General features: G+C 62.9%; 13 protein-coding genes. 11 read left to right on the top strand and 2 right to left on the bottom strand.

What is annotated here, in order from left to right; all coding sequences use genetic code 11:
• Positions 1–413: 413 nt before the first annotated feature.
• On the bottom strand, positions 414–1169 hold the full coding sequence (locus tag CVS27_RS08950) for an IclR family transcriptional regulator (protein WP_103465374.1): 756 nt from the start codon (positions 1167–1169) through the stop codon (positions 414–416).
• A gap of 206 nt (positions 1170–1375) precedes the next feature.
• Between CVS27_RS08950 and CVS27_RS08945 the strand changes: the two genes are divergently transcribed.
• The 11 genes from CVS27_RS08945 (at position 1376) to CVS27_RS08895 (ending at position 15722) form a co-directional block, all read left to right on the top strand.
• Entirely contained in the window at positions 1376–2782 is a 1407-nt protein-coding gene (locus CVS27_RS08945) for an NAD-dependent malic enzyme (protein ID WP_103465373.1), read from the top strand.
• Complete coding sequence (aceB, locus tag CVS27_RS08940; RefSeq protein ID WP_103465372.1) at positions 2779–4386, top strand: malate synthase A; 1608 nt, start codon at positions 2779–2781, stop codon at positions 4384–4386. Before CVS27_RS08945 ends, aceB begins: the two co-directional genes overlap by 4 nt.
• A gap of 2 nt (positions 4387–4388) precedes the next feature.
• Positions 4389–5660, top strand: coding sequence for a DUF6986 family protein (locus CVS27_RS08935; protein WP_103465371.1), 1272 nt, complete (start codon positions 4389–4391; stop codon positions 5658–5660).
• A 10-nt stretch (positions 5661–5670) separates the two neighbouring features.
• The gene (locus CVS27_RS08930; RefSeq protein WP_103465370.1) at positions 5671–6486 is read left to right on the top strand and encodes a bifunctional allantoicase/(S)-ureidoglycine aminohydrolase; all 816 of its coding nucleotides are present in this window, start codon (positions 5671–5673) and stop codon (positions 6484–6486) included.
• A gap of 176 nt (positions 6487–6662) precedes the next feature.
• On the top strand, positions 6663–8051 hold the full coding sequence (locus CVS27_RS08925) for an ATP-binding protein (protein WP_103465369.1): 1389 nt from the start codon (positions 6663–6665) through the stop codon (positions 8049–8051).
• Positions 8052–8286: 235 nt separating this feature from the next.
• A complete protein-coding gene (locus tag CVS27_RS08920; protein ID WP_103465368.1) occupies positions 8287–9078 on the top strand; it encodes a hydroxypyruvate isomerase family protein in 792 nt (263 codons plus the stop codon).
• Positions 9079–9116: 38 nt separating this feature from the next.
• Positions 9117–9995 (top strand): 2-hydroxy-3-oxopropionate reductase, encoded by an 879-nt coding sequence (locus tag CVS27_RS08915; protein WP_103465367.1) that lies wholly within the window; start codon positions 9117–9119, stop codon positions 9993–9995.
• Positions 9996–10056: 61 nt separating this feature from the next.
• Positions 10057–11835 (top strand): glyoxylate carboligase, encoded by a 1779-nt coding sequence (gene gcl, locus CVS27_RS08910; protein WP_103465366.1) that lies wholly within the window; start codon positions 10057–10059, stop codon positions 11833–11835.
• Between the two features lie 9 nt (positions 11836–11844).
• A complete protein-coding gene (locus CVS27_RS08905) occupies positions 11845–13002 on the top strand; it encodes a glycerate kinase (protein WP_103465365.1) in 1158 nt (385 codons plus the stop codon).
• Entirely contained in the window at positions 12995–14386 is a 1392-nt protein-coding gene (gene allB / locus CVS27_RS08900) for an allantoinase AllB (protein ID WP_103465364.1), read from the top strand. Before CVS27_RS08905 ends, allB begins: the two co-directional genes overlap by 8 nt.
• On the top strand, positions 14379–15722 hold the full coding sequence (locus tag CVS27_RS08895; RefSeq protein WP_103465363.1) for a 2-oxo acid dehydrogenase subunit E2: 1344 nt from the start codon (positions 14379–14381) through the stop codon (positions 15720–15722). Before allB ends, CVS27_RS08895 begins: the two co-directional genes overlap by 8 nt.
• Before the next feature lie 40 nt (positions 15723–15762).
• On the opposite strand, the gene CVS27_RS08890 is transcribed toward CVS27_RS08895, so the two are convergent.
• Entirely contained in the window at positions 15763–16755 is a 993-nt protein-coding gene (locus CVS27_RS08890) for a GDSL-type esterase/lipase family protein (RefSeq protein ID WP_103465362.1), read from the bottom strand.
• Between the last annotated feature and the right edge of the window lie 38 nt (positions 16756–16793).

Below are 16793 nucleotides of genomic sequence, written 5' to 3'. Positions count from 1 at the left end.
AGCCATCCAGGCAGCCACGAAATACGACCTCCTCAACGTCAACGCCGGCACCACCGGCAACACAGGCGGCGAAGGCTGATCCCCAGCTCCTCCCACGCCCTCCCGTGAAAAGGTTGAAGGCTGGGCCGGTGCCATATCGGGGGAATGGCAGCGACCCAGCCTTCATTCGATTAGCCCCAGGAGGGGTCTCACGTTTCCTAGGGCCAATCGAGGAGCTGCTCTGCCGTCGCTGGGGGACAACGGCAGGGCAGGACAGTGCAATGCTGTCCGCAGCACCACACATCCATAGAGAGTGCTGAACCGGGAAATCATGACGCCGTCTGGCACGGGAAATTCATGGCGCGCTTCCCGCCACCAAGCAACACAAAAGCCCAGCTGCATCAGCGGCTGGGCTTTTGTGTTGCTGCGGAAAACTAGTTCCGGTTGAGCTCGTCAGAGATCACCTGAGCGGCCCGGCGCAGCACCGGAATGGCACGCTCGGAGAAGGCCAAATCCACGCGTTGCACGGGACCGGAGACGGAGATGGCCGTGGGTGTGGGCGAGTTGGGTACAGCCATGGCGAAGCACCGCACACCCAGTTCCTGCTCTTCCTCGTCAATGGAGTAGCCGCGCTCACGGATGAGCTTGAGGTCAGCCAGCAATTCTTCGATGGTCCCGATGCTCTTGTTGGTGGGTCGGGGCATCCCTTGGCGGGCGATGATGCCGCGCACCACGTCGTCGTCGAGCTGCGCCAGCAGGGCCTTGCCCACACCTGTGTCGTGTGTGTGCGCCCGGCGGCCCACCTCGGTGAACATGCGCATGGAGTGCGGGGACGGCACCTGGGCGATGTAAATGACCATGTCGTCATCCAGAACCGCCATATTGGCTGTTTCGCCCAGCTGGTCCACCAGCGATTTCAGTTGCGGCTGCGCCAGTGCCCCCAACTGCTTGGTGGCACCTTCACCCAAGCGGATCAACCGCGGCCCCAAGGCGTAGCGGCGGCTCGGGAGCTGGCGAATGTAGCCCAGTGAGACCAGCGTTCGCAACAGTCGGTGGATGGTGGGCAGCGGCAGGTCAGTCGAAGATGACAACTCACTGAGTGTCACGTTTCCGCCTGCCTCGGTGATGAGTTCAAGCAGTTCAAAGACACGTTCCACGGACTGTACGCCGCCGCTCGCTTTTGCAGCCATGGGCCCGACTCCTAGGTATTTGATGGTGCCGCCTGATATCCGCATGGTGACACGAATATTTCAATAATCCAACTTACCGCATGGCGGCACACCGCAGGGAAATTGGCGATGGGCTTGAAATTCCACCAGATAGATAATAATATCCATAATACGAAAACAATCGTAAATGTCGACAGCCCTCCCCGGGCCCTAGAGAAGGAATTTCAATGGCGAATCCCAGTCCCGGCAACTCGATTACCTTGCGAGTCATGGCTCCCTCAAACTTCACCGTCACCAGCGAATTGGCAACCGCCGTCGCCGCCGCAGGTGCGGCCGTCACGGCGCTGGACGTCACCGAGTCCCGCCACGAAAGCATCGTTGTTGACATCACCGCCAACACCACCGACGACGCCCATGCAGACCGCGTCAAGGAAGCCCTGGACGCACTCGACGGCGTCAAAGTCCTGCACGTTTCCGACAGGACCTTCCTGATGCACCTCGGTGGCAAACTCGAAGTCGTTCCCAAGGTTGCACTGCGCAACCGTGACGACCTCTCCCGCGCCTACACCCCCGGCGTCGCCCGCGTCTGCATGGCCATCTTTGAAGACCCCGAAGCCGCACGCAACCTCACTGTCAAACGCAACACCATCGCAGTACTGACGGACGGTTCAGCCGTCCTGGGCTTGGGCAACATTGGCCCGGCCGCTGCACTTCCCGTCATGGAAGGCAAGGCCGCGCTCTTCAAGCAGTTCGCCAACGTCGACGCTTGGCCGGTCTGCCTGGACACCCAGGACACCGAGGAAATCATCATGATTGCCAAGGCCATGGCCCCCGTTTACGGCGGCATCAACCTTGAGGACATCGCGGCACCGCGCTGCTTCGAAATTGAAAAGCGCCTGCGCGAAGAACTCGACATCCCCGTCTTCCACGACGACCAGCACGGCACGGCCATCGTGACCCTGGCAGCCCTCCGCAACGCCTTGAAGGTGGTGGAGAAGAAGATTCAGGACGTGAAGATCGTCGTCGCCGGCGTCGGCGCTGCCGGCAACGCCATCATCCAGCTGCTCATCGCCCAGGGTGCCACCAACATTGTGGCGTGTGGCCGCAACGGTTCCGTTCACCGCAACGAGACCCACATCGATGAGCACCGCGCCTGGTTGGCTGAGAACACGAACCCGGACAACTTCGACGGCACCCTCCACGAGGCCATGACCGACGCCGACGTCTTCATTGGCGTGAGCGGACCCAATGTTTTGGGCGAAGAGCAGATTGCCGCCATGGCCAGCAACGCGATCGTCTTCGCCATGGCCAACCCCACGCCCGAGGTTGACCCGGTCATCGCAGCCCGGCACGCCGCCGTCGTCGCCACCGGCCGCAGCGATTTCCCCAACCAGATCAACAATGTGCTGGCCTTCCCCGGCTTCTTCCGCGGACTCCTGGATGCCGGCGTGTCGGACATCACACCGAATATGCTTGTGGCAGCAGCAGAGGCCATCGCCAACCGAGTCTCTGATGACGAACTTAACGCCAGCTACATCATTCCCAGCGTTTTCGACCCGCACGTGGCCGGCGACGTCGCTTCTGCAGTTGCTGCCGCCGCTGCAAGCAACACCACCGAAAGGACCCAGTCTTGAGCACGCAAACCGTCACCGTTACGGACCCAACCCCCATTCCCCGGGCAGGGGAAATCCTCACCGACGAAGCCCTGAACTTTGTGGCCGCGCTGAACAGCCGCTTCAACCCGACACGGCAGAACTTGCTGGCGGAGCGCAGCGTCAAGCGTGCCAAGGTTGCCGAGACCGGCAAGCTCGATTTCCTGCCGGAAACTCTTGAGGTACGCCAGGGTGACTGGAAAGTAGCCCCCGCCCCGGCAGCACTCACCGACCGCCGCGTTGAGATGACGGGGCCCGCCTCACCGGCAAAAATGGCCATCAACGCCCTGAATTCCGGCGCCAAGGTGTGGCTTGCCGACCTTGAGGACGCCAGCACACCACTGTGGGCGAATGTTGTGGACGCCGTACTCAACCTGCGCGACGCCGCCCTGGGCACCCTGGAATACACCTCCGCCGAAGGCAAGGAATACCGTCTTCGCACGGACGCTCCCTTGTCAGTTGTGGTGACCCGCCCCCGCGGCTGGCACCTGGAGGAACGCCACCTTTTGGTCGACGGCGAACCCACCTCGGGTGCACTGGTGGACTTTGGCCTGCACTTCTTCCACACGGCCAAGGCACTCATCGCCAACGGCCACGGCCCGTACTACTACCTGCCGAAGATGGAAAGCTACCTCGAGGCCCGCCTGTGGAATGACATCTTTGTCTTCGCCCAGGACTACCTCGGCGTTCCCCAGGGAACCATCCGCGCCACTGTGCTGATTGAGACCATTCCGGCCGCTTTTGAGATGGACGAGATCCTCTACGAGCTGCGCGACCACGCTTCGGGCTTGAACGCCGGCCGCTGGGACTACCTCTTCAGCATCATCAAGTACTTCCGCGACGCAGGCAGCGCCTTCACCCTGCCGGACCGCGCCCAGGTGGCCATGACGGCACCGTTCATGCGCGCCTACACGGAGCTGTTGGTCAAGACCTGTCATCACCGTGGCGCCTTCGCCATGGGTGGCATGGCTGCCGTCATCCCGAACCGCCGGGAACCTGAAGTCACGGCTGCCGCCTTTGCCAAGGTCCGCAATGACAAGACCCGCGAAGCCAATGATGGTTTTGACGGTTCATGGGTGGCCCACCCGGACCTGGTACCCATCTGCCAGGAGGTGTTCGACGCCGTTCTGGGCGATCGTCCCAACCAGCTGGACAAGCAGCGCCCCGAGGTTAGCGTCACGGCAGATCAGCTTCTGGATGTTGCCTCGGCTGGCGGGGATGCCACCGAGGCAGGTCTGCGCCTGAACCTCTACGTCGCCGTCGCCTACACGGCTGTTTGGATTTCCGGCAACGGCGCAGTCGCCATCCACAACCTCATGGAAGATGCCGCAACAGCGGAAATCTCCCGCTCGCAGGTTTGGCAGCAAATCCGCAACGAAGTAACACTCTCGGACACCGGCAACACCGTGACCCGCGAACTCGTGGCGCGGATCCTCGGCGAGGAAACGGCCAAGTTGCGCGGCGAAGTTGGCGAAGAAGCGTTTGCAAAATACTACAAGCCGGCCAGCGACCTGATCGCGGACATCTGCCTCTCCGAGGACTACACAGACTTCCTGACCATCCCCGCCTACGAATTGGTGGGCTAGAAATGGCTGTCCACCTTTCACTTTCCGCCGCGGATCTGGCGCACATTGAAGATTCACTGAGCGCCACCGATGCGTTGCTGGACCGCAATTACCCGGGCGACGACGGCAGCCGCCAACCCGTGCACACCGTCTATGTGCCGGCGGACAAGTTCACTCCCACCCTTGCCGCTGATTGGGGACATGAGGCCAGGTCCCTGGCCAGCAACCACGGCGGGCTGGAGCGTCTGGGTTCCCTGTTGGGCCAGGATGACGAACTGGCCGCCGCCGTGGCCCCCCGGGTCGCAACCAAGTTGGCGGCGGAGCCCATTGAGGATCTGCGCCTGGATTTTGAGGACGGGTACGGGAATCGCGGTGATGATGCGGAGGATGCAGCCGCCATCACCGCCGCCCGCGCCGTGAACACGGCAGTTTCTCAGGGCACGGCGCCGCCGTTCATCGGCATCCGCTTCAAGTGCTTTGAAGCCCCCACCCGGGCCCGCGGCATCCGCACCCTTGACCTGTTTGTCTCCACACTGGTGGAGACCGGCGGGCTGCCCGACGGGTTGGTCCTGACGCTGCCCAAGGTCACCACGGTTGACCAGGTCCGGGCCATGGACTTTGCCGTCAGCCGCCTGGAGCAGATCCACGGCCTTGCCGCCGGCCGGCTTCGTTTTGAGGTGCAGGTGGAAACCCCTCAGCTCATCCTCGGCGCGGACGGCACCTCTCCGGTGGCACGATTGGCTCACGAGATTCCTGGCCGAATCAGCGCGCTGCACTACGGCACCTATGACTACAGCGCCTCCTTGGAGGTTTCCGCGGAGTACCAGTCGATGGAACACCCGGTTGCGGATTTCGCCAAGGAAGTCATGCAGTTGGCTGTGGCCGGAACCGGGATCCGGCTTTCCGACGGGTCAACCAATATCATCCCCATGGGCGACGGCGTCGAATCAGCGTGGGCCTTGCACGGCCGCCTGGTGCGCCGTTCCCTGGAGCGCGGCTACTACCAGGGCTGGGACTTGCACGCTGCCCAGTTGCCCAGCCGCTTCAGCGCCACCTACGCGTTTTACCGTCAGGGCCTGCCGGCGTCGGCTGCCCGTTTGCGCAACTACGTTGAACAAACCCCAGGTGCCGTCATGGACGAGCCCGCAACGGCCAAGGCGCTGGCCAATTTCGTCCTGCGCGGAGTAGTCTGCGGCGCCGTTGGTGCCGACGAAGTTGCGGCACTGACAGGACTCGACATTCCCCAGCTGACCGTCTTGGCGCACCCGCGGCTGGCACTATCCACTTCCAAGTAAGGAGTCAACGATGACTGGCAAGTATTACTCCCCACAGGGCGGCCTGCCGCCGCAAACACACCTCACCACGGAACGGGCCATCGTCAAGGAGGCCTACACGGTCATCCCCAAGGGCGTCATGACTGACATCGTGACCAGCACCCTGCCGGGCTTCAACAAGACCCGCGCGTGGATCATCGCCCGCCCCATCTCCGGGTTCTCCACCACCTTCTCCCAGCTGATCGTTGAGATCGGCGCGGGTGGCGGCGCACCCCAGGCCGAATTTGAGCCCGGTGTTGAAGGCGTTGTTTTTGTCACCAAGGGCAAGGTCAACCTGTCCCTTGACGGCGAACTGCACGCGCTGGAGGAAGGCGGCTACGCCTACCTGGCGGCCGGTTCCACCTGGGGTCTGGAAAACATCTCGGACGAGGTGGTCTCCTTCCAGTGGATCCGCAAGGCTTATGAGCGGCTCGAGGGCTACGAGGCCAAGTCCTTCGTGACCAGTGACGCTGAAGTTGAGCCCACTGCCATGCCTGATACCGACGGCGCCTGGAAGACCACTCGTTTTACGGATTCTGCCGATCTGGCCCATGACATGCAGGTGAACATTGTGACGTTCCAGCCGGGCGGGGTCATCCCGTTCCCGGAGACCCACGTCATGGAACACGGACTCTACGTGTTGGAGGGCAAGGCCATGTACCTGCTCAACAACGACTGGGTTGAGGTGGAGGCCGGCGACTTCATGTGGCTGCGCGCCTTCTGCCCGCAGGCTTGCTACGCCGGCGGCCCCGGCCAGTTCCGCTACCTGCTGTACAAGGACATGAACCGGCAGATCCGCCTCACCTAGGAAGTTTTCCGGCCAAACTCTCTCGCCACTACGACCGCGTGGGGCCGGTACGAAAAAGGCGCCCGCTTGCGCTTTTCATACCCCGTTGACGAACGGCGTGTGGAAGGTGCAGGCGGGCGCCTTTTGTCCCCGCAAATGTCTGCAGGAGGCATTGACAGTCCTGTTAGGGTCAGCGTATGGATGAAAAACTGGGGATGTTCATCAAGGATTTTGGCGCGCTGGCCCAGCTGGCGCTGGCCAGTATTGACCGGGTCGAGGGCGGCGATGAGCTGCTGCGAACGCTGTCCAGCCATCTGGGTGTTGCCCCCGTGGACCTTCCCATAGTGGTGGAGCAGGCTCCTCCCCACCGTCAGGCGGATTTGGACATCCTGCTGGAGGCCATCGCCAGCCGCGACCCAAGGGCCCGCCTTGTGGGAATTGGGGGCGGTGAACAGCGCAACCACCTGTCCCTCAGCGACATGGTCCAGCATGCCGCCATGCAGGCAGCCTTCCCGCTTTCCCCGCCGGACTACACCAACCAGCCCGTTGGCCCGGATGAGCACCGTCAAACAGTTGCCTTGGGACTGCGCCTTTTCCACTACGACGGCGTAGCTGCTGCCGTTCTCCAACGCGAGGCAAAGCCCACCTTTGGCCGCCAGTTCGCCACCGCCGAGGTCATGGCCGCGACACCTGAGACCGCAGCGAAATTCCTGGCCGAGGTACGCCGTCGGATGGAACACGAAAGCCTGTTCAAGGGCCAGATCGTTTCCCTCCAAGTCAGTGAATACGGCCCCAGTATGGGCGGAGTGACCTTTATCCGCCGCCCCGAACTGGCCCGCGCGGACGTCATCCTGCCCCTCGGTCTGCTCGCCCGCGTGGAGGACCACACCTTGGGGATAGGTCGCCAGGGACCGGCGTTGGTGGCTCACGGGCAGCATCTCAAGCGAGGCCTGCTCCTCTACGGTCCGCCGGGAACCGGCAAGACGCACACAGTGCGCTACCTGTTGAGCCAAAGTGCCGGTACCACAGTGGTGCTCCTCTCCGGCGGCGCCCTGGCCCGCATTTCGGAGGCCGCCAAATTGGCCCGCGCCCTGGCCCCGTCCATTGTGGTGTTGGAGGATTGCGACCTCATCGCCGAGGACAGGAGTTTTGGCCATGGCCCGCAACCACTGTTGTTTGAGGTCCTCGATGCCATGGATGGCCTAGACAGCGATTCCGATGTTGCCTTTGTGCTGACCACCAACCGTGTTGACATGTTGGAGCGGGCGCTGGCCCAGCGGCCCGGCCGGGTTGATTTGGCGGTGGAGATCCCGTTACCCTCCGAGCACGAACGTTTGGAGCTGTTGCAGCTGTATTCACGCATGCTGAACTTTTCCAGCCCGGCATTGGCGGCCGCTGCCGCGCAGACGGCAGGCACCACCGCCTCCCTGGCGAAGGAACTGATCCGGCGGGCAGTGGTGGCAGCCTCGTTGGCGGGTGAAGATCCCGGCGACTCCCACCTGGCCTGTGCCGTGAAGCAACTCATGGACGACGGCGCAGCGCTCACCCGAAGCTTGCTGGGCAGCGGCCCCATCTCCGGCAGCTAAGCGCCAGCGCACTGCAATCGCGGCGCCCGGTTCCGCTTTTCGCACCCCGTTGACGGGGTGCGAAAAGCGGGACCGGGCGCCTTTTGTGTCCCGCGCCACCCAAACCCTCCAAGCCCTCTTGACTACTGGCCCCACCTTGCCTAAACTTTTCATAAAGCAGAAACTAATTTCCATAGAGTGAAAATGTGGAATGACGCACACAGGGGACATGGACGTTCCTTCGGAAGGATTTACGATGACGTACACAGTGAATTGCTCCATCCTCCTCACGGAGCTGCCCTTGCTGGAGCGCGCGGCCGCAGCCAAGGCTGCCGGCTTTGACGCCGTCGAATTTTGGTGGCCGTTTGCCAGCTCTGTTCCCAGCGATGCAGAAGTCGCCGCGTTTGAGCGCTCCATCACCGAAGCCGGCGTGCAGCTGACGGGCCTGAACTTCAATGCAGGTGACATGCCGGGCGGCGACCGCGGACTGGTCTCCTGGATTGGCCGTGACGCCGAATTCAAGGACAACATCGATGTTGTTGCAGGGATCGGCGGCCGACTTGACTGCAAGGCATTCAACGCCCTGTACGGCAACCGCCAAGACGGCCAGAGCCCCGAAGCCCAGGACGAACTCGCCGTGGCAAACCTAGTGGCAGCAGCCCAGGGCATTGCAAGCATTGGCGGAACCGTCTTGCTGGAACCCGTTTCCGGAACCCCGGCTTACCCGATCAAAACAGCCGCTGATGCCTTGGCCGTCATCGCCAAGACCCAGACAGCCGGCGTCGACAACGTCAAGTTGCTGGCCGATTTCTACCACCTGTCCGTCAACGGCGACGACGTGGCCGCAGTGATTGAAAAGCATGCCAAGGATTTCGGGCACATCCAGATTGCCGACAACCCCGGCCGCGGCGCACCGGGCACGGGCGAGCTGCCCCTCGGCGAGTGGATCAGCCGCAGCCGCGCACTTGGCTACACGGGAGCCATCGGCCTGGAGTACAAGTCACCGCAGGCAGAAGCCTTCGCCTGGGCCATCCGCCAGCCCGCCTAAAACTCCCCTACACACTTACACCACCCAAAGGATTCATCATGACAAACGTTGCAGTGATCGGACTCGGAATCATGGGTCTTCCCATGGCCATCAACCTGGTTGCGGCCGGCCACACGGTCACCGGTTTCAACCGCAGCCAGGGCGCCATTGACAAGCTGGTTGCCGCAGGCGGCTTGGGCGGCGCCAGCATCGCCGACGCCGTCAAGGACGCCGACGCGATCATCACCATGGTCCCGGACTCCCCCGACGTAGAGGCAGTTGTCAGCGGCGCCGACGGCGTCTTCGCCAACGCCCGCAAAGGTGCCCTGTGGATTGACGCCAGCTCCATCCGCCCCGATGTTTCCAAGCGTCTGGCAGCCGACGCCGTCGCCGCGGGCATCCGGCCCTTGGACGCACCGGTTTCCGGTGGCGAACAGGGCGCCATTGACGGCGTACTCTCCATCATGGTCGGAGGCGAGGCAAAGGATTTCGCCGACGCCGGTGAAGTGCTCGGCGCAGTGGGCAAAACCATTGTCCATGTGGGCCCCTCCGGCTCAGGCCAGACAGTCAAGGCAGCGAACCAGCTGATCGTGGCCGTCAACATCCAGGCACTCTCCGAGGCAATCGTTTTCCTCGAGGCCTACGGCGTGGACACCAACGCCGCCCTGAAGGTCCTTGGCGGCGGACTCGCCGGATCCAAGGTCCTCGATCAGAAGGGCCAGAAAATGCTTGACCGCAACTTCGACCCCGGATTCCGACTGGCCCTCCACAACAAGGATCTGGGCATTGTCACAGCAGCCGCCCGCGAAGCCGGCGTCACCGTCCCCCTCGGCGCAGCAGTTGCACAGCTCGTCTCAGCAATGGTGGCCCAGGGCGACGGCGCCCTTGACCATTCCGGCCTCTTCAAGCAGGCCGCCGCACTCTCCGGGCGCAAATAGCCCACTCCCTCAAGCAGCACCGCCCACCAGGGCCCCACCACAGACTTTCAAGGAGTACACAATGACTAAAATGCGCAGCGTTGACGCCGCTATTCTGATCCTGGAAAAGGAAGGCGCCACAGAGGTCTTCGGACTCCCCGGCGCAGCCATCAACCCGTTCTATGCAGCCATGCGCGACCACGGAGGCATCAACCACACCCTGGCCCGCCACGTTGAGGGCGCCTCGCACATGGCTGACGGCTACTCCCGCGCAGCCAAGGACAACATTGGTGTTTGTACCGGAACCTCGGGCCCCGCAGGCACCGACATGATCACCGGTTTGTACGCCGCCTGGGCAGACTCCGTGCCGATCCTGTGCATCACCGGCCAGGCTCCTGTTGCCAAGCTGCACAAGGAAGATTTCCAGGCCGTGGACATTGAGACCATTGCCGCACCATTGACCAAGATGGCCATGACCATCAAGGAGCCCGGCCAGATCCCGGGAGCCTTCCAAAAGGCTTTCTACTTGATGCGCTCCGGCCGTCCGGGCCCGGTCCTGTTGGATCTGCCCATCGACGTTCAAATGGCTGAGATTGAATTCGACATCGACGCCTACGAGCCGATGACCCCCAGCAAGCCGGCCGCCTCGCGCAAGCAGGCCGAGAAGGCTTTGGACATCCTGTTGGCCGGCAAGCACCCGTTGATTGTTGCCGGCGGAGGTGTCATCAGCGCCGAGGCTTCAGGGCGCCTGGTGGAATTGGCTGAACTGCTCTCCATCCCCGTGATCCCCACACTGATGGGCTGGGGTTCCATTCCGGACGATCATCCCCTGATGGCCGGCATGGTTGGCCTGCAGACCTCGCACCGCTATGGCAACGCAACCTTCTTGGAGTCCGACGCCGTCATCGGCATCGGAAACCGCTGGGCCAACCGCCACACAGGTGGTCTGGACACGTACACGAAGGGCCGCAAGTTCGTTCACGTTGACATTGAGCCCACCCAGATCGGCCGCGTGTTCTCCCCGGACCTGGGCATCGTGTCCGACGCCGGCGCAGCCCTGGACGTTTTGCTGGAAGCCGCCCGCGACCGCATGGCGGCGGGTACCGTTCCGGACTACAGCCAGTGGGCCGATGAGTGCGCCACCCGCAAGGGCAGCCTGCAGCGCAAGACTCACTTCGACAACGTGCCCATGAAGCCGCAGCGTGTCTACGAGGAGATGAACACGGCCTTCGGCCAGGACACCACCTACGTTTCCACCATTGGCCTGTCCCAGATTGCCGGTGCACAGATGCTGCACGTCTTCGGCCCCCGCCGCTGGATCAACGCAGGTCAGGCCGGCCCCTTGGGCTGGACCGGACCGGCTGCACTGGGCGTTGTCCGCGGCAAGCCCGGAGCGACAGTTGTGGCCCTCTCGGGTGACTACGACTTCCAATTCATGATTGAGGAATTGGCCGTTGGCGCGCAGTTCAACCTGCCGTACATCCACGTTGTTGTGAACAACTCCTACCTGGGCTTGATCCGCCAGTCGCAGCGCGGTTTCAAGATGGATTACCACGTATCCCTGGCCTTCGAGAACATCAACTCCCCCGAGACCAACGGCTACGGCGTTGACCACATCAAGGTTGCCGAGGGCCTCGGCTGCAAGGCCATCCGCGTTGAGCGCCCCGAGGACATGGCGGCCGCTTTCGCCGAAGCCAAGAAGCTCATGGAAGAGTTCCGGGTTCCGGTTGTTGTTGAGGCCATCCTGGAGAAGGTCACCAACATCTCCATGGGCACCGAGCTGGACAACGTCACCGAGATCGAGGACATTGCCGAGTACGCCACGGATGCGCCCACAGCCATCCTGACCTTGCAGGGCTAGGACGGACTCATGCGAGTCATCCTCGCCCCTGACAAGTTCAAAGGGTCCTTGTCGGCTCCCGAGGTTGCCCAATTCCTGGCAGCTGGCTTGCGGTCCGCCCACCAAGGCTTGGACATTGAGCTGATGCCAGTGGCCGACGGCGGCGAGGGAACCATTGACGCCGTCGTCGCCGCAGGATTTACCCGGGTCAGCGCAACGGTTCAAGGCCCCACGGGCCAGGCTGTGGAAGCAGACTTCGCCATTCGTGGCAATGTTGCAGTGATTGAGATGGCGTCGGCCTCCGGGCTGGCAGTGCTGCCAGCTGGCCGGCTGTCACCGTTGGCCGCCTCCACCTTCGGCACGGGCCAACTGGTCAGTGCCGCCCTGGACCACGGCTGCACAGACATTGTGCTTGGCGTGGGCGGCAGCGCCTCCACCGACGGCGGGGCAGGAATGCTCGCAGCCCTGGGTGTTACGTTCAAGAACGCTGCCGGGCGGCATTTGCTGCCCGGCGGCGGGGCCCTCTCCGCCGTGACAAACATCGATGTCACGGGCTTGGACAAGCGTCTGGGTGGGGTCGCCTTCACCCTCGCCAGCGATGTGGACAACCCACTTCTGGGTCCGGAAGGCGCGGCAGCCATTTTTGGGCCCCAGAAGGGTGCAACCCCGGAACACGTGGTGCAGCTGGAAAACGCCTTGGAACGGTATTTCCGAATCATGGCCAATGCCCTGGGCACCGCCGCCGTGGATGCCATCGACGCCCCGGGCGCCGGCGCGGCCGGTGGCACCGGCTACGCGGCATTGGCCGTTTTGAACGCCAAACGCCGTTCCGGCATTGACGTTGTCCTTGGCCTGACAGGCTTGGCGGACAGGCTCCACGGCGCCGACCTGGTCATCACCGGCGAAGGCAGCCTCGACGAGCAGAGCCTCTTCGGCAAGGCTCCCATGGGTGTGGGATCCGCAGCCCGCGCAGCCGGAGTTCCCGTAGTTGCCGTCTGCGGACGCACCACCTTGGACACTGAGACTCTTCAAAGCGCCGGTTTTGCCCACACACACGCTCTAACCGATATTGAACCCGACACCAGTCTTTGCATGAACAACGCTGGCAGTCTACTTACCCAGATTGGTGCGCTGATTGGCGCAGAACTGGCCCGCACCGGCCACGAACAGGAGAATTCTTATGTCTAGCACCGAAGATAACACCACGCACGGCGCCGTCTATGACCTCGTTTTTCGCGGCCAGCGCGTGCTCACCACGGCCGGCATTGTGCCGCGTGAAGTGGGTGTCCGCGACGGCGTCGTCATCGCCTTGGAGCCCTTCGGCAACAATCTCCAGGGCCTTGAAGTCATTGAACTGGCAGATGATGAAACCCTGATTCCGGGACTTGTTGACAGCCACGTGCACATCAACGAACCCGGCCGCACGGATTGGGAGGGGTTTGCCTCCGCCACCCGTGCCGCTGCCGCCGGTGGCGTGACAACCGTCATCGACATGCCCCTGAACAGCATTCCGGCCACCACCAATGTTGCAGCCCTGGAGTTGAAGCGCAGCGTCGCGCTGGACCAGGCGTTTGTGGACGTTGGATTCTGGGGTGGGGCCATCCCCGGCAACAAGGCGGATCTGCGCCCCCTGCACGACGACGGCGTGTTCGGCTTCAAGTGCTTCCTGCTGCACTCGGGTGTGGACGAGTTCCCGCCCCTCGACGCGGATGAGATGGAAGTGGACATGGCTGAGTTGAAGTCCTTCGACTCCATCATGATTGTTCACGCCGAGGATTCACGGGCCATCGACAGGGCGCCCACCGCCGAAGGCGACCACTATGACAAGTTCTTGGCATCCCGCCCCCGCGGCGCGGAGAACTTGGCCATTGCAGAGGTTATTGAACGGGCCCGCTGGACTGGGGCCCGGGCGCACATCCTGCACCTGAGCTCATCCGACGCCCTGCCCATGATTGCCAGCGCACGCCGTGACGGCGTCAGGCTGACTGTTGAGACTTGCCCGCACTACCTGACCCTCATGGCGGAAGAGATTCCCAACGGCGGCACCGCTTACAAGTGCTGCCCTCCCATCCGTGAGGCTTCCAACCGGGAGCTGCTGTGGGAGGGCCTGCAGGACGGCACCATTGATTGCATCGTCACCGACCACTCCCCCAGCACCTTGGACTTGAAAGACCTGGAAAACGGCGACTTTGCCGTGGCATGGGGCGGCGTGTCCTCGCTGCAACTTGGTTTGTCGCTGATCTGGTCCGAGGCACGCCACCGCGGCATCGCCCTGGAACAGGTCATCAAATGGATGTCCACGGCCCCGGCAGAGTTGGTTGGCCTGCACAAGAAGGGCAAGCTGGCTCCGGGCTACGATGCCGACTTTGCTGTCTTTGCCGCTGACGACGCGTTCGTGGTTGACGTCTCCAAGCTCAAGCACAAGAACCCGATTACCCCTTACGACGGGCGTGCCCTCTCCGGCGTGGTTCGACGCACCTTCCTGCGCGGGCAGGAAGTTGACTTCGTGACACCCACCGGCAAATTGTTGCGCCGCGGCGAGATCACAGTGGAACGGGAGAGCCTTGTCTGAGTCCGTGCTGCTTCCGGCCTTGGGTGAAAGCGTCACCGAAGGCACTGTCATCCGGTGGTTGAAAGCCGTGGGCGAGCGCGTCTCCATCGATGAACCACTGGTAGAGGTGTCCACAGACAAGGTGGACACTGAAATCCCGTCCCCGTTTGCTGGCATCCTTGCCAGCATCCTGGTGCCGGAGGACCACATCGCTGACATTGGCGCGGTTCTGGCGGTCATTGCGGCTGAAACGGCGGCCGTCGAGCCGCCGGCAGACCGGGATTCCCTCGGCGACTTTCCGGCCAATCGGCCGCGGACGGCCTCGGCCAGGGGCCCACTGTCCCGAGGGGCCCAGAACGAGCTTGCGAGTTCTGGGAGGGACAGGGGACTGACGTCGCCTACGGAAACCCCGGCTCCGCCGGTTGTCGAGCCTGTCGAGACCAAGGCACCGCCGGTCGCGACGCAGGTGGCGGGACGTTACTTCACGCCCCTGGTGCGCAAGCTGGCACGCGAGCTCAAGGTCGACTTGGCATCTGTGGCGGGAACTGGCATTGGCGGACGCGTTCGCGGCGACGACGTCAGGGCTGCGGCAGCGCCTGCCGTCATCGCCGCAACAACTGGCTTGCGTGGAACTGTGGTGAAGGCGCCGCGGATCCGTGCCGTGATTGCTTCGCGCATGCGCGAATCCCTGAACACGTCAACGCAGCTCACTCAGGTGCACGAGGTGGACGTGACGGGCATTGTCCGGTTGCGGGAGAAGGCCAAGGCACAATTTGCGGCAGTTCATGGCGTGAAGTTAACGTACCTGCCGTTCATTGCCCAGGCTGTTGCCGAGGCACTGAAGGTGCATCCCATGCTCAACGCAGCCTTCGATGAGGCTGCCGGCACCATCACCTATCACGACGCTGAGCACCTTGCCTTTGCCGTGGACGCGCCGAAGGGCCTGATGGTTCCGGTGGTGCGTGATGCGGGTTCATTGAACCTGGCCGGTCTGGCCGCCGGCATTGCCGATGTGGCTGCCCGCACCCGGGACGGCTCCATCAAGGCCGAGGAACTCAACGGTGGCACGTTCTCGATCACCAACATTGGTTCGGTGGGTGCACTCTTTGACACGCCCATCATCAACCAGCCCCAGGTTGGAATTTTGGGTGTCGGCTCCATCGTCAAACGCCCCATGGTGGTCACCGGCCCGGATGGTGATGACCTGCTGGCCATCCGACACATGATGTATCTCTGCTTGACCTACGACCACCGTTTGGTTGATGGTGCCGACGCGGGTCGGTTCCTGCAAACTGTGACCGGCCGCTTGGCTGCTGCCTCCTTTGAGGCAGATCTAGGCCTCGTGAACGGGCAGTAGTTGTTGATGTTTGAGGCAAACATCAACAACTACTGCCCGTTCACGAGGCGCTCGAGAGGAGGGCGGCGGCCAGCTGCGGTGCCAAGCGTTTCGCCATGATGGCGTATCCGGCGGTGTCAGGGTGAAGGGTGTCGGGAAGCCTGTTCATGGCCTCTTGTTCGGTCAGGACGGTGGCGCCGTCGATGAGGTGCAGTTTACTGTCCCCCTTGTTCCGGAGAGCCTTGACCACCTGGGCTGTGGCCGCCCGGTAGTCGCGCAAGGTCCAGCCAACAGCGTTGGGCTTGTCTTCGCGTGGCAAGGACAGCACGGCTGTGATGACAACTATGGGCACGTGCGGATGCGCGCGGCGAACAGTGCTGAGGAAACCCTGCAAGGTAACTGCGTACGTCCGCTCGGAGTACGTTGCTGCGTTGTAGCTGTTGATGCCCACGCACAGGGAGATCAGGTCAACAGGGGTTTGGGCAATGGTGTTGGCAGCCACCGGGTCCAGCTGGCATTCCCCTGCCAATCCCATATTGACCAGCTGCCAGCCATTCTCACGCGCAACCAGGGCCGGCCAGCTTTGGGTGGGGCCGTCAGCCTGCTGGCAGTGCGTGATGGAACTGCCATAGGTGAGCCAACGTGGACCGGCGTCGCTGGCAGCGGCGACGTTGTCGCCGTCGAACACAGCGTGCGCCAGAGTGAAGTCGCCATAGTGCGGCAGCCACAGCTGGATAAGTGAGTTAGGTTCCAGGCCGTCCAGGACAACAGTGTGGCTATGCGGGCCCACGGCCGGCAAACGGTGGCTGCGCTGGCCGTTGATCAGAATGTCGTACGGGGCGCAGTCCGGCGAGCCCTGGCCAGCAATGTTCAGGGTGCCGCCGCTAGTGCGCCAGCCAGCTCGGACGCCAGCCGCCATGGCAGCACGGTTGGCCAACAAATCCGTAAAGGGTGGCAGGAAACCAGTGGTATCCAGTCGCAGAAATCGTTGCTCACCATCCTCGGAAACCTCGATGCGGAACATTCCCGACCACTGCGCAGCAACTGAAACCATGTCTGAATCCTATCGAAATGTGGGCAATTCCTTGGCCA

Source organism: Arthrobacter glacialis (genome assembly GCF_002909445.1).
GTDB classification, from domain to species: Bacteria; Actinomycetota; Actinomycetes; order Actinomycetales; family Micrococcaceae; genus Specibacter; species Specibacter glacialis.
This window is presented reverse-complemented; position numbering and strand designations above follow the sequence as displayed.